Origin of the sequence: Gilliamella apicola (assembly GCF_003202655.1) — a bacterium.
Lineage (GTDB): Bacteria > Pseudomonadota > Gammaproteobacteria > Enterobacterales > Orbaceae > Gilliamella > Gilliamella apicola_R.
Map to the genome: position 1 here is coordinate 1 of NZ_QGLR01000013.1, position 15,209 is coordinate 15,209.

Here is a 15,209-nt window from a genome sequence, read left to right on the forward strand (position 1 = left end):
CAGACCACAATTGAACTCCACCGCACTGGTTCGGTAAAGCCGCTGCCAAACAAAAGGGAACTGGCTAAATAGGGTATCATCAACTAAGGTTAATAGCTCTTCACCGGTTAACATTGATACCGGATCGTTGTCTTTTCTATGTTCTTTTCCTTTTGTATTTTTTTTTCCATTTTGCGTTTTTGGCGAGGTATTTTTTATATTTTTATTGTTGTTTAATGTAAGGATGTTTTCATCTTTGCCAGCATTCGTCACTACGTTAACTGATTTCTTACTTTCATTTTTAACAACCGTTTTTAATCCGGTCGCTTCAGCTGTTGTACCGCCTACCTTTGTCACTGAAGCTTTTAGCTGTTTTTTATTAAAAAACTGGATAAAACGTTCAGGAAGCGAACCAATTATTTCCGCAGTAGTTGCTTTTGCAACCGAAGTTTTGGTTGATATAAAACTCTTGCCTTTTTCCAGTAAATTAGCGGTGGTTCGACTGATTGTTGAAGAAGAGGTTCGTAAAACGCTTGCAGCAATAGGGATAGCTTTTCCCATTACATAGCATTCGGCAAAAAACTGCGCCACATCAATGGCAAAATCAAAAAAATCTTTACCCAATAAATAAGCTTTATCTTTTGGCGACTGTATTTCATACCAATACTCAAGGGCGGCCGTGATAATATACAGATATACTTCATCTTGAACAAAAAAATAGACGTCTTTTATTTCGTTTTCTGTTTTGGGTGTTTCTGATGGCTCTTGAGTTTGGAATAATGACTGACACGATTCCAATAATTTCTTACCGGCAGCTTGCGCAAGAAATGGATTTGTTGGGGTAAGTAGTGAAGCATATATTGCCCCGTGGTCAATCATGAAATCCCATCCATCGATGACGGACTCTATACTTTCACCGGTTTTTTCTACCGCGCGATCCGCAACCCCCTCAAAAAAATCACCACCGACTGCCGTTGCTAATGGGATTTCCTCTGATATGGGATTATCGTAAATTCGTTGAGTGGCTTCAGCCATAGCTTTATCAAAGATTTGCCACCGTTGCTCATGGACATTGTCCCATTCGGATTCTAAAAATTCAGATAAATGTTGAATAATACGTTTATAACCATTTAGCCACTCATCAACTTGTTGTTGATTTGTAAAGGGGTCCATACGAATATAATAACGCTTGCCGGGTTGACAGCCATCAATAACTGCCCGGCCGTTATCATCCAATTCAAATGGGATTGCATTTTCTTCATCGGGAAAATATTCAATATGGGACATGTTATTTGCGCCCCATTTATTCGGAACGATTTTGGCTAATTGTGGTATAAGTTGCCCTTTCAAGTTACCGACTTTAATAAATCGTTTACCGTCAGGCTGTTGGGCTGCATCTACAGGGGCATCGGAAAATACAGAGGTTGAGATATCAAATCCATATTGAATAATAATCTGTTTATTTAAAGGACACTGCGCGGTTACTCCATTTTTATCCTTATATTCTTCTTGTGGATATCTCCAGGGGGTAAGCCTCCTTCCTATTTCCTCCGCCCTTTCTTCCATGGTTTTACTGAGCTTATCATTTAATGCTAATATTTGAATGCTGCTTGCCACACCACTTTCTTGTAATTTCTTTTTATATTTAGAGTGAGCAGAGTAGTCGATATCGTCTAAAATACGAGAGAAACGCGCTAAGACAGACTGTAAAACTTCTTGTTTTAGATTCTTTTTATCCATATTTTACATCCCTGTGAGGTATTGAGTTTTTATAATGTGTATTTAATTAGCTGTTGAACTGCTTTACTTACGCCGTTTTCACCCTTTTCAATAACAAGATGCGATAATAGATGTACTAGCTTTTTATGTATAATCTCCTCATCAAATTGAAAATAGTAGGTTGGATACTCTTCCTGCAAACATTGAATAATATTATCAATTAAAGGTGTCTTATTTTTTTGCAATAGATAATCGGTAAGTTCAGCCGGCACTTGCCACCAAGGGGAAACTTGCGCCTCTACCTGTAGTGGAACAAAAACAGTAAAAGGTTCACCATTGATCCAGTAAAAGGCAAACGCCGGTAATACCTCAGCCCAACTATCGGCCATAAAACGGATTTGTTCAGCCAAATAGGTACCATCCCAGTAGCGAAAAAAGACCGTTTCACCATCAGGCATAATCACTTGGGTTAAACTGCGCAGATGAGCACAAATCGATTCAAAGGGCAAATGTGAACGTGCCAACCACCCCCAATTCTGATATTCAGTTTGGCTAACCCAATTTAAAAACGGACTATTTTCATCAAGTTGGACAATCATTGGCATCACACTATGCCAATTAGTATAGGGCGTACCGGTATAAAGCCCATGAGGAGTTTGCGAGCCATCAGTCACATAATAGTTTTTCACTGACTGCGCATCACTGACATTCGATAACACAGCGTAAAGCGGCATCTTTGCCGTGGCTGTTATTTGACGCCAGTCTGATAGTGCAAGCTTAGTCATCTTGACCTCTTAATCAACACCGATAATCGATAATGTTATTGACTTGATTATAGGTGCTTTAAAAGTATAAGGCAATTATATGATTGGTCTAATAGCGAATAAAATTTAAGCTAATTCATCGCATGAATATTGAACAATAAATGCAAATATAGCTGTTTGAGGATATCAAACGTCACCCTATAGGATAATACCGTTGCTGAAGCGACATTTAAGACAATAAAAACTGAATTTATCAAAAATAAGATATTCACCAATACGAATGAACTACGACAACGTTTTTCTGCTTATGCATATTGGTAAAACAACAATCGGCGGCATTCACCATTAGGTTATTTGACGCCGATGGCATTTAATAAACAGTTACCCCTTAATTTTGTTGTATGAAAAAGTGTAGACATTCCACATCATTCCAATAAAATTAAGTATCTCATTATAATATCCCATATTACCTTCCTCCGGCGAAAAATAGTCGCCTTCTCCTTTAAAATAGGCTCTAATTTCATTGTTGTTTACTGCTTGTTCAAATTTACCTATTATGGTCACCTCTCCTTGGTAAAGTGATATTGGTTATACAAAACCTATCACTTACTTTTTACAAACGACATTTGCATAAGAAGAGTTATACATAGAACCGATCAACCTAAAAGAATAACTAACAACATAACCATCATGGCAATGAACAACGAATCCCCATTGAGAATCAGTTTTATTGATTTCTTTAGTCCAATAACGACCGGAAAAAGTTGCTGTATCAATAGGATCTTCTCGCCAATTTGAATCAGGATAACTATTTTTAGTCGCCCATCCCCATTCTCCAAATACTGAATCACCTATCTTTCTTGTATAACTATTACTAATATGGTCTGCACTGGTTAGATTATAATAGTCATAGGATCGTGGTGAATTAGAAAGATCTGCCATAGTTAACATATTATCTTGTCCATTACAAATTTGTACTGCTTGATCATAAGTATATTTACCATTGTGGGGAACAACCCACATCCTGGTTACATCAAAGGTATATTGATGGACAATATTATTATCTCTAATTAGTTTCGCATTTATTGTAACGGCACCTGTGGGTTTATCATTTAGCGTAATATAACCTTGATCATCTACACTTACATTACCGCCAGGATTAACGGGGATAGAAAACTCATAATCCGTTTGGGCACCGGTCATCACTAATTGAAATTTGGCGCCAGAAAAACCTGTAGTTGGAAATATTTTGCCTGATGATGCGGCCGGATTGGCTTTATATCCCCAATTAGGTACATAATCAACAGAGTAACCTCCACCATTATTTGGATTGGGTTGGGAAAAATTAGGATCATTCCAATTATAACCATCCGCAGAATTAATCCCGACCCATTGATAGCCTGATTTGGATTCTGTTGAATAAGGTTTGGCATAGCATAACTTAGATTTTGATGCGATTTTGTATAATTTAGTTATCGCTACTGCCTCACTTTCATTTGGGTTACCATATTCAGAATAAGTTTTTACTGAGGTTGTTATTGTCAACGTTAACGGCATCGCATAACCACTTCCACAACCAATTATGTTCAGTTTATCGCTATCAGCAATTCTTATCCCATTATTATCAAACCACTGGTAAATCGTCTGTCCAACGGCAAATGGTTGGCTATGACTTATACTATCTCCTTCGGCATCATCATAATTAGATGAATTATCTAAATCATTGGCGGTATAGTTTTTGATAATAAAATCGCTTAATTTAGTAAAACCATCAAATTCATTGATATTTGTATCACTTAAATTATGAGTGCTTGAACTGTAAAAAACACCATTTAAGATAAAGCCATGTTTTTTGGCAGCTGCTGTTATATCGACAACTTTCGGTTTACTACCAACAATGATATTTATGGTATGTGCTGTAAGTGCATGACTTTTTTGACTGACCGTTAAAATACATAACGTCAATAAAAGTAGAATGATTGGTTTATTACTAAAATTAATCGAATTTAAATGATGGGTTAGGCAGGTTTGGTGTTTGGTGTTTGGTGTTTAAAATTATAATTCATAATGACAATCCTGTCAAGTAACTTAATGTTTTATATGATTTTTTAAGATGCAATGACTAAATATAAACCAGATTTTGTATTTAAAATCAGCGGGAAGTATAGTGACAAAAAAAAATCTAAGCAACTGCTTTTAAATTTTAATTTGTTAACTTTTGTAAATGTTATTATTAATTTAAAATTTTAAAGTATAGCTTTGAATCTTAGAGAATCGTTCCTCAACTTTTTTATGGAAAATGACTGCCTACACGGCATTAATCGGTCGATGCGGTCGCAAGTGCCAACGCTCAATTTCTAAACTACCTACACGGCATTAATCGGCTGGCTGTCAGAGTCATTTAGCTAGTGAATTTTCTAAACTACCTACACGGCATTAATCATTTACCGAAATGGGTAATGCAATGGCTATGGATTTCTAAACTACCTACACGGCATTAATTGAATTTATGGCAGAAAATGAAGAGCAGGCAATTTTCTAAACTACCTACACGGCATTAATCATGTTTACGATAAAAATGCATTATGCAGCTGATTTCTAAACTACCTACACGGCAGTAATCTAGCTGGTTCATATAAATTACACACAACATCGTTTCTAAACTACCTACACGGCAGTAATCGTTGACGTTCAAAAATTCCGATATGCCCATTTTTTCTAAACTACCTACTCGGCAGTAATCAATGTCTCACTGCGTACGTTAAATCTTGAACTTTTCTAAACTACCTACTCGGCAGTAATCAATGACCTTGTCACAGCATCACTAGAATTCAATTTCTAAACTACCTACTCGGCAGTAATCTAGAACACGATATAATATAAACATAGTTTGCAAGAAGTAAAAGTGGATTTTTACTTACAAAAACCCTTTTTTTTGACAAATTTATATTTTATTGATTTTTAATAATTTTATTTTTAGTCAAAAAAAAGGTTGGCAATAGCATGATGTTGGCTGAAAAAAACTTCCTCAACTTTTGGGAAAATTTGTTTAAAAAAGATTTCTTTTTGTTTTTTTGAGTGTACAATCAAAATCATCCACAAAAAGAGGTAACGTTATGTTATATAATAACAAATCCGGGCAATCTCACCACGATAATCACGATCATTGTCATGGCGATTGTCATAATATTGCTCATAATCATTCACATGATTCTCACCATTCTCAGGAAACTAGTCACACCGCATGCTGTGATGGGCATGATCATAGCTCATCACAAAAATGTGATATTGAAGATCCCCCCGAAGACCCAGAGCGGAGTAGCCAAGGCGTTAAGTTAACTTGGAAAATTCAAGGTATGGATTGCGCTCATTGCGCCAGCAAAATCGAAAACGGTGTTAAAACACTGCCTAATATTAATCAAACCAAAATCATATTCTCAACCGAAAAATTAATCGTTTTTGTTCCTAAGCATGATGGTGCAGTAATCAAGATGATTGAAGATAAGGTTACAGAACTAGGCTATACGCCGATTTTTGAGTCGAGCCCTGCTCATCACCATGAACATTCACATAGTTTTGATAAAAAGGCATTTATTCCATTAGCGGTTTTAGGTGCATTGATTGTGGTTAGTTATCTCATTTTGTTGGTGAATAAAACCGCAGGTGAATATGCGTTTATTGTGACAGCTGTAGTTGGGATTATCCCAATTTTCAAGGAAGCCATTGTTTTAACCCGTAGTGGTACGCCGTTTGCGATTGAAACACTAATGAGTATTTCGGCAATGGGTGCACTGTTTATTGGTGCAGCCGAAGAAGCCACCATGGTAATCTTTCTGTTTATGATAGGCGAGATGCTGGAAGGCTTTGCAACCAGTAAGGCAAAAAAAGGCATCTCATCACTGGCGGAGTTAATGCCTGATGAGACGGTGATTATTATTGATGGTAAAAGGAAAACAGTTGCTAGTCATACCTTAAAACCAGATGATATTATCGAAATTTCATCCGGCGGTCGATTACCAGCTGATGTTATTTTGGTTAGCGAACAAGCCAGCATTGATGAAAGTGCGTTAACCGGTGAGTCCATTCCGGTTAATTATTTAAGTGGCGATAAAATTTTAGCCGGGTCGTTAGTGGTCGATAATACCATTCAACTTAAGGTGATTTCAGAATCGGGGCAAAATGCTGTCGATCGTATTTTACAGCTGATTGAAGATGCCGAGGATCGTAAAGCGCCAATAGAGCGGTTTATCGATAAGTTTAGCCGTTATTATACGCCGGCGATTACATTATTTGCGTTTTTAGTGATCCTAATTCCACCATTGTTGACCGGCGCTGATTGGTATACTTGGATATATCGAGGGTTGACGTTGTTGTTAATTGGTTGTCCTTGTGCGTTAGTAATATCAACTCCAGCGGTGATTACCTCGGCCTTGTCTAGTGCGGCCAAATATGGGGTATTAATTAAGGGCGGTGCGGCACTTGAGCATATTGGTTCGATTAAAATGTTGGCGTTTGATAAGACAGGAACATTAACCGAAGGTAAACCACAAGTGACTGATGTCATTAATCGACACTGTTCTAACGAGGAGCTGCTAGCGATTGTTGCGGCGGTTGAAAGCGGCTCACACCATCCTTTAGCTAAAGCATTAGTCGATTATGTTAAGCAACAGCCGATCGAGTTTGCTGAAGCAAATAATCGTAAAGCAATTGCTGGTGTTGGGATACAAGGTGAATTAAATCAGCAAACCTATTTTGTTGTGTCGCCAAATAAGATCGAGACAGTGTCAACTGCGCTTAATGCCGAGGATGCTCATACGATTACTCAGCTTGAAGATGGTGGTAAGACGGTTGTAGTCGTTACCACCAGTCAACAGTTGCTAGGGATTATTGCTTTGCAAGATGTACTGCGTAGTGATGCTTTACCGGCTATCACTGAACTTAAGCAACTTGGTTTGCAAACCTTGATGTTAACTGGCGATAATCAACGCGCCGCAAAAGCAATTGCCGGTCAATTAGGTATGGAGTATCGTGCTGAGCTATTGCCGGCAGATAAGTTGGCCAAAATCGAAGAGATTGGTCGGCAGACTCCGATTGCGATGATTGGTGATGGCATTAATGATTCCCCTGCAATGAAAGCCGCCACAGTCGGAATTGCCATGGGCAGTGGGACTGATGTTGCACTCGAAACGGCGGATGCGGCGTTGACTAAAAACAGTTTGTTAAGTTTGCCAATGTTGATTCGCTTAACTCGCTTTGCTAATCGAAATATTAAGCAAAATATTACCATTGCTTTGGGAATTAAGTTGATATTTTTAATCACTAGTTTATTTGGCGTGACAGGGCTTTGGTTAGCGGTGTTAGCTGATTCTGGCACCACGGCAATTGTTACCGCTAATGCTTTGCGGTTATTGAGAATTAAAAAATAGGTAATAATTTTATCATGCCCCATTTATGTTTAAATGGGGCAATTTTGTGACAGCGACTATTGACTATTTATTCATCACTCCTTAATGAAATTTCGCCACCGATAAACGCCTTGGTTTCGCCATTTTGTTCTAAAAGTAATGCACCCTGCTCATTGATACCTTTAGCAACACCGCGGATCACATTGTCACCAATTAATAATTTAACTGGGCGATTAACAAAATTGTCAAGTCGTTGCCAATCATTAAGAAATGGTGTTAAACCGTGTTGTTCAAAGTCACGAAGTTTGGTTTTGAGGTTTTTAGCTACCTTTGCTACCAGCAAATTGCGATCAACTTTACCTAAATTAGCCCATTTTTGGTTGACGATGTTGGGATCGGGGTTGGTCATCATTAAGTTGACCCCCACACCAATAACAACATGCGCGCAATCACCGGTTTTACCCGCAAGTTCGACTAATATGCCTGCAAGTTTTTGATCATCAAGATACAAATCATTAGGCCATTTAACTTTGATATCTTGACCAGAGATTTCCCGTAATGTATCAGCCATCACAATACCAACCACTAAACTTAGTCCCATAGCAGCTGCAATACCTTGATCAAGTCGCCAATACATCGAAAAGTAAAGATTACTGCCAAACGGTGCGAACCATTGTCGCCCTCGTCTACCTCGAGCTTTAGATTGAAACTCGGCTACACAACTGTCGCCTGTTTGTAATTTTTCAATATTATTTAATAGATATTGGTTGGTCGAGTCGATGATCGGCAACACCTCTACATGACTATCCTCACCATAATTTTCGTCGATTTTGACTTTATCGAGTAAGTCAATTGGTGATGCTAAACAGTAACCTTTACCTTGTACGGATGATAAGGTGATGCCCCAATCTCGTAGTACTTTGATATATTTGTTGATGCCAGCACGGGTAATGCCAAATTGGTTGGCAAGTTCCTCACCTGAGTGAAACTGTCCATCAGCTAATATATTGATTAATTTCAATGGATTTTGGTTACTGCGCATTCAATCCTCACTTTTTGAGCAATAATAAAACAACAAAATAGAGTGAAATTATAGCAAAACTAATAAATAAGTAAGTATTGCTTAATGTGTCCATTATAAAAGCTATCACAGCCGGAGCAACTAGACTTCCGAGCGTATTGGTTAATAGCATGGCTTGGTTCATCGATACAATTTCTTGTTTGCGAACACATGAGCAAGCCCACGCCATGGAGATTGGATAAATGGTGTAAATGGTGGCACCAAGTAGAATAATGGCTAATACACCATAAACGTTGAATATCAGCAAGCCACAGGCGATCATCATGAAAATTGATTCAACTAACAATACAATACGGCGACCAAACCTATCTGCACACCAGTTAGCCGGCATTTGGGCAATCACACCAGAAAGTATTAGTAGTACCATCCAATTGGCGACTTGGTTATCACTGTAGCCCAGATGTGAATAGTAGGCAGGCATTAACGAATAGAGTGAACCAATTAACATACCGGCAATGGCACAACCAATTAAGCCAACGCGAGAAGGTTTATACATTATCATTGGCATAATGTTGAAACTGCTTTTTTTCTTCTTCGGTAATTTGTAATGGGTTAACAATATAAATAAGATGGCTAATCCCATTAATACGGCAATCACTAAACCAAAATAGAGAACCTCTTGCGGAAAATATTGCAGCAATGCTTGTCCTAATACGGTACCTAAGTAGTAAGTAGTCAAATATACAGCAAGCATTTTTCCTCGAGTGCGTACTGTACCAGTGACTAAAATACAACTTTCAATCACCACCCAAGTGACAGCACAAGCGATCCCAATGAAAAATCGCCAGATAGCCCAGCTGTAAAAATCCATTGAGAAGCTTAAACCGATAGTCGCAATTGCAAAGATGATACAACTGTAGGTGTAAGTAAATCTGGCATTAAATCGGCTAATAAACCAATTTGCCATGATGGTACCTACTAAGTTACCAGTAAAATAGCTTGAGCCAACTAAGCCTATCTGCCCTAGCGAAAATTCTTCACGCACAAGCCATAGTGGCACTTGGGTATTGAGTGCCGATAAAGCGATGGTAACAAATAGTAGACTCGTTAATAAAATAGGAAATGAATACGAATGTTTCATAAGTTTGTAAGTAATTTTGTTGTTTTTAGGACGTATTTATAAAAATTTATCCACGTCAATTTCACCTGTCGCTCCCATAAATCGAATTTCAGGCGATAGGTGCACCGAGAACTTTTGCAATACTGCATTGATGATATAACGCGCTAATGCGACAACATCTTGCGCGGTCGCATTATCTTTATTGACTAATACCAGAGCTTGTTGTTGATGCACTGCTGCACCACCAATTTGGTATCCCTTTAGACCACACTGATCAATTAACCAACCGGCAGCTAATTTTATTTGATCTGCTGTTTGTGGATATATAGGCATTGTTGGATATTTTTCAAGTAGTTTATCCGCAAGTTTTTTATCGACTATCGGATTTTTAAAGAAGCTTCCACCATTACCTAGTACATTAGGATCAGGCAATTTGCTTCGACGGATTTCACACACTTTATCAAAGATCATTTTAGGGGTGACGCTATTTGCATCAAAATTTCTTAATTCACCATAAGTTAGCACTGGATTCCACTGTTTTGGTAATTTGATACCAACATAGACAACGGCATAATCATTGGCATATTTTTGTTTGAAGATGCTTTCACGATAGCCATATTGACCATCAGTGACAGTTATAATTTTACCGGTTGAAAATTCAAGTAATTCAACATAATCCGCGACTTTTTGAAATTCAACCCCATATGCGCCAATATTTTGGATGGGTGCAGAACCAACACAACCGGGTATTAAAGCCAAGTTTTCAAGGCCTGGGATGTTCTGGTTAATAGTGTTAGCAACTAAATCATGCCAATATTCGCCGGCCCCCACTTTTAAATGCCAGTGAGTCGCGCTTTCGGTTATGGTTAATCCTTTAATTCGATTAACTATGATTGTACCAGCAAAATTTTCAGTAAATAATGTATTACTGCCCTGTCCAATAATTATAAAAGGTTGATTATCGAGATTGTTTTTCCAAACTTGCATTAGTTGTTCAACAGTTGTGACTGTTTCGACCCGGTTGGCATAAACATCTAGAGCAAATGTATTAGGAATTTTTTGGTTCATTAATGACTACCTTTTATAAAAAATACTTTTAAATTCGATTCAACCAATTTTATTTGACGCTTTTGATAGACATTCAGTATTTAGAATTAATCAATCAATGCGTTATCAATTTTTGATAAAACACTTTATTCAATTAAAGCTTATTTATTTGCTATCTTAACACAATGCAAAACGATCTTTTATGGATTAAACTATTTTTTTACTTATCTTGACTTTTTATTTATTGATAAAAATGTCAAAAGATTAGCCAAATAATCAATGAATATGAGCTAATCCCTTTTTTGTTTTTTTTTATCATGTATTATAGCTAACCAAACGAACTTTTTTATAAATTTAGTTATAATCTATTTTACTCAGCCTTATGGTAAACGTTATTATTATTTTATAAAATTCGAGAAATAAGTTATCGATCACGGTTTTAAATGAATTTATGCTTCAAGATGGTAGCTCTGTTTTATGGTAGTTGAGATTTAGAGGAAATTATGAAAAGAGTTTTTATTATGATCCTCGATTCCTTCGGGATCGGCGGTGCAGAAGATGCCAAAAAGTATGGCGATGAAGGTTCGGATACTTTAGGTCATATTGCCGAAGCTTGTGCTTTAGGTAAAGCAGATCATGGTCGACAAGGCCCATTAAAATTACCTAATTTAGGGAAATTAGGTTTGATCGAGGCCGCTTATGAATCTACAGGTGCATACCCTAAAGGAATGACTACCGAAGGTGATGTAATTGGTGCTTATGGTTATGCCAGTGAAATTTCATCTGGTAAAGATACGCCATCTGGTCATTGGGAGATCGCTGGCGTTCCTGTGTTGTTTGATTGGGGTTATTTTACTAATACTACTAACAGCTTTCCTCAAGAATTATTAGATAAGATTGTTAAACGTGCTAATTTGCCGGGCTATCTCGGTGATTGCCATTCATCGGGGACTGTGATTCTTGATGAGCTTGGCCTTGAGCATATGGCTACGGGGAAACCTATTTTTTATACCTCTGCTGATTCAGTGTTTCAAATTGCCTGCCACGAAGAGACTTTTGGTCTAGATAAGCTTTATGAAGTTTGTGAAATTGCGCGTGATGAGCTTAATAAAGGCGATTATAATATCGGCCGCGTTATTGCTCGACCATTTTTAGGTAATAAGCCGGGTGAATTTGTTCGTACCGGCAATCGTCATGATTTAGCTGTCGAACCACCAGCACCAACAATGATTAAAAAACTGGTTGATGAAAAACAAGGTACAGTAGTGTCAATTGGTAAAATTGCCGATATCTATGCCGAAGTGGGGATTACCAAAAAAGTTAAAGCAACAGGTATTGAAGCGTTATTCAATGCATCATTAGAAGAAATCAAACAAGCGAAAGATAACACGATTGTTTTTACCAATTTTGTTGATTTTGACTCATCTTATGGTCATCGACGTGATGTTGCTGGTTACGCTGCGGCGTTAGAATATTTTGATAGCCGTTTGCCTGAGATGTTAGCGCTTATTGAACCTGGTGATCTTTTAATTATTAGTGCTGATCATGGTTGTGATCCAACTTGGTCTGGTACAGATCATACTCGTGAACATATTCCAGTTTTAGTTTACGGTGATAGCGTTCCGGTGGGATCACTTGGTCATCGTAAAACATTTGCTGATATCGGGCAAAGTGTTGCCGATTATTTTGATTTATCACCAATGGATTATGGCGAATCATTTATTAGCAAATAATGATTTGTTTTGTTGAGTTCGTTTTTTAGTAATTAATCAGGAGAGTTAAATGCCTACCCCACATATTAACGCCGCCGATGATGCTTTTGCTCAAACGGTTTTGATGCCCGGCGATCCATTACGAGCTAAGTTTATTGCCGAAACTTTTTTAGATAATGCGAAAGAAGTAACTAATGTTAGAGGAATGCTTGGTTTTACTGGTCACTATAAAGGTAAACAAGTTTCCGTGATGGGGCATGGTATGGGTATTCCATCTTGTTCTATCTATACAACTGAATTGATTAAGTTTTATGGTGTTAAAAACATCATTCGTATCGGTTCATGTGGCGCAATTAGCCCTGATGTCAATCTTGGTGATGTGGTTATTGGTATGGGCGCCTGTACGGATTCTAAAGTAAATCGTTTGCGTTTTAAAAATCATGATTTTGCCGCCATTGCTGATTTTGGTCTTGTTTGTAATGCAGTTAATGCAGCGAAACAATTAAATGTGAATGTTAAAGTTGGTAATATTTTTTCAGCTGATCTATTTTATAGCGTCGAGCCTGATCTTTTCGATATTATGGAAAAATACAATATTTTAGGTGTCGAAATGGAAGCGGCGGGTATTTATGGTGTGGCAGCAGAATATGGCGCCAAAGCGTTGGCAATTTGTACCGTATCGGATCATATTCGAAAAGGTGAAGCGATGTCTTCCGAACAGCGTCAGCTTGGTTTTAAAGAGATGATTACTGTTGCTTTAGAGTCGGTATTACTTAATTCAAATTAAATTAATGGCAGAATTTCTGCCATTTTTTTTATTTAAAAAATATATAAATTTTTCATTGGCAGTTATTAAACAGTGTTAACTGTCAATGGATTTATCGTTATAACTAGCGTTTTGATAGTCATAACAAATTTTAATTATTCATTAATTTTTATCTTATAGGTTAGAAAAGAGCTCATTTAATAAGGAATCGAAATGAATACCAAGCTACAACTGAAAGTTATTTTATTCTTACAATTTTTTATCTGGGGGAGTTGGTTAATTACCTTAGGCTCCTATATGATGAAAATCTTAAACTTTACTGGTATTGAAGTCGGCGCCGTATATGGCACCATGGGGATTGCTTCAGTATTTATGCCTAGTCTGCTTGGTATCGTAGCTGATAGATGGATACCTGCTAACCGTTTATACGTGCTATGCCATTTGATTGGCGCTGTAACCTTATTTATCGCGGCATCTATTACTTCACCAGGTTTAATGGTATTAGTGATGCTTATCCATTGTCTTGCGTTTATGCCAACCATTGCAATTTCTAATTCAATTTCTTACTCTTGCTTAGAATCACAAGGACTAGACGTTATCGAACAGTTCCCGGCAATTCGAATCTTCGGCACTATCGGTTTTATTGTAGCGATGTGGATGGTTAGCTTTATGCAGTTAGAACTCAGTAATATGCAACTTTATATTGCAGCTGGTAGTTCGGTTTTATTAAGTCTCTATTCATTAACCTTACCTTTAATTGAAGTTACAAAAAATGATGGCAAAGAAAAGTCTATTATAAGTGCATTAGGTTTAGATGCATTTGTATTATTAAAACAACCTAAAATGGCCATCTTCTTTTTATTTGCGGTATTATTAGGTGGGATTTTACAAATTACTAATACTTTTGGTAATCCGTTTCTACATGACTTCGATAAAATACCGGAATACGCTGATAGCTTAGTAGTTAAATATCCATCAGTTTTATTATCAATTTCGCAAATTTCAGAAGTGGTATTTATCTTATTTGTACCATTTTTTATGAAGAAACTTGGTATTAAATATGTGATGTTAATCAGTATGTTGGCATGGGTTGCTCGCTTTGGTCTTTTTGCTTACGGCGATCCATCACCATTCGGTTTTGTGCTGTTACTATTATCAATGATTGTTTATGGTTGTGCGTTTGACTTCTATAATATTTCTGGATCAATGTATGTTGAAAAAACAGTATCACCTAACATCCGTAACAGTGCTCAAGGTTTATTTATGACGATGACTAACGGTATTGGTGCTTATTTAGGTTCAATGGGTAGTGGTTTAGTTGTTGATTACTTTAAATCTGAAGCAGGTACTGATTGGCATACTGTATGGCTTATCTTTGCTGGTTATTCATTAGTGCTTGCAATTATTTTTGTCTTGATATTCAAAAATGATACTACTGAGCAAAAAACCGCATCCCTTAGCAACTAATTAAAATTAAATTCAGGTCAAAGCGTTTTTTGACCTGAATTATTAAATCAAGTTTAGAATAGATAGATAAACCAAATTAATTCATTTGGCAAAATCACCGATTAGGCAACAGTTAAATTGTTGTCTAATTATTAACTTGGCTAAAATGTTATCAGTCTCACAGAAAACCGATAAGTTACACAAAATATCTGGAAAATAAGTGTCTTATC

Annotated in this window: 11 protein-coding genes and 1 CRISPR repeat array; of the genes, 4 read left to right on the forward strand and 7 right to left on the reverse strand. The window is 37.1% G+C overall.

The window, feature by feature from the left end; all coding sequences use genetic code 11:
* From DKK70_RS11385 to DKK70_RS11400, 4 genes are all read right to left on the reverse strand, one after another.
* Window positions 1–1,719, reverse strand: a 1,719-nt coding sequence (locus tag DKK70_RS11385; RefSeq protein ID WP_146210874.1) for a DUF6531 domain-containing protein, incomplete at its 3' end; no start/stop codon positions are given.
* Window positions 1,720–1,748: 29 nt separating this feature from the next.
* Window positions 1,749–2,483 (reverse strand): DUF4123 domain-containing protein, encoded by a 735-nt coding sequence (locus DKK70_RS11390; RefSeq protein WP_110434124.1) that lies wholly within the window; start codon window positions 2,481–2,483, stop codon window positions 1,749–1,751.
* 360 nt (window positions 2,484–2,843) lie between these two features.
* The gene (locus tag DKK70_RS11395) at window positions 2,844–3,026 is read right to left on the reverse strand and encodes a hypothetical protein (RefSeq protein ID WP_110434125.1); all 183 of its coding nucleotides are present in this window, start codon (window positions 3,024–3,026) and stop codon (window positions 2,844–2,846) included.
* A 42-nt stretch (window positions 3,027–3,068) separates the two neighbouring features.
* The gene (locus DKK70_RS11400) at window positions 3,069–4,427 is read right to left on the reverse strand and encodes a hypothetical protein (protein WP_110434126.1); all 1,359 of its coding nucleotides are present in this window, start codon (window positions 4,425–4,427) and stop codon (window positions 3,069–3,071) included.
* Window positions 4,428–4,816: 389 nt separating this feature from the next.
* Window positions 4,817–5,324: a CRISPR direct-repeat array (repeat unit 27 nt; unit sequence TTTCTAAACTACCTACACGGCATTAAT).
* A gap of 254 nt (window positions 5,325–5,578) precedes the next feature.
* Here DKK70_RS11400 and DKK70_RS11405 point away from each other — a divergent pair.
* Complete coding sequence (locus DKK70_RS11405; RefSeq protein WP_110434127.1) at window positions 5,579–7,888, forward strand: zinc/cadmium/mercury/lead-transporting ATPase; 2,310 nt, start codon at window positions 5,579–5,581, stop codon at window positions 7,886–7,888.
* Window positions 7,889–7,955: 67 nt separating this feature from the next.
* Here DKK70_RS11405 and birA read toward each other — a convergent pair whose 3' ends face one another.
* From birA to murB, 3 genes are read right to left on the reverse strand one after another with little or no spacing between them, the layout of a single operon-like run.
* Complete coding sequence (birA, locus tag DKK70_RS11410) at window positions 7,956–8,909, reverse strand: bifunctional biotin--[acetyl-CoA-carboxylase] ligase/biotin operon repressor BirA (RefSeq protein ID WP_065578326.1); 954 nt, start codon at window positions 8,907–8,909, stop codon at window positions 7,956–7,958.
* A gap of 7 nt (window positions 8,910–8,916) precedes the next feature.
* Window positions 8,917–10,029 (reverse strand): MFS transporter, encoded by a 1,113-nt coding sequence (locus DKK70_RS11415; RefSeq protein ID WP_065578325.1) that lies wholly within the window; start codon window positions 10,027–10,029, stop codon window positions 8,917–8,919.
* 36 nt (window positions 10,030–10,065) lie between these two features.
* Window positions 10,066–11,076, reverse strand: coding sequence for a UDP-N-acetylmuramate dehydrogenase (murB, locus tag DKK70_RS11420; protein ID WP_110434128.1), 1,011 nt, complete (start codon window positions 11,074–11,076; stop codon window positions 10,066–10,068).
* A 482-nt stretch (window positions 11,077–11,558) separates the two neighbouring features.
* Here murB and DKK70_RS11425 point away from each other — a divergent pair, with 482 nt between their 5' ends.
* From DKK70_RS11425 to DKK70_RS11435, 3 genes are all read left to right on the forward strand, one after another.
* The gene (locus DKK70_RS11425; RefSeq protein ID WP_110434129.1) at window positions 11,559–12,788 is read left to right on the forward strand and encodes a phosphopentomutase; all 1,230 of its coding nucleotides are present in this window, start codon (window positions 11,559–11,561) and stop codon (window positions 12,786–12,788) included.
* 49 nt (window positions 12,789–12,837) lie between these two features.
* The gene (deoD, locus tag DKK70_RS11430; RefSeq protein ID WP_110434130.1) at window positions 12,838–13,554 is read left to right on the forward strand and encodes a purine-nucleoside phosphorylase; all 717 of its coding nucleotides are present in this window, start codon (window positions 12,838–12,840) and stop codon (window positions 13,552–13,554) included.
* A 192-nt stretch (window positions 13,555–13,746) separates the two neighbouring features.
* The gene (locus tag DKK70_RS11435; RefSeq protein WP_110434131.1) at window positions 13,747–15,000 is read left to right on the forward strand and encodes a nucleoside permease; all 1,254 of its coding nucleotides are present in this window, start codon (window positions 13,747–13,749) and stop codon (window positions 14,998–15,000) included.
* The last annotated feature ends 209 nt before the right edge of the window (window positions 15,001–15,209 follow it).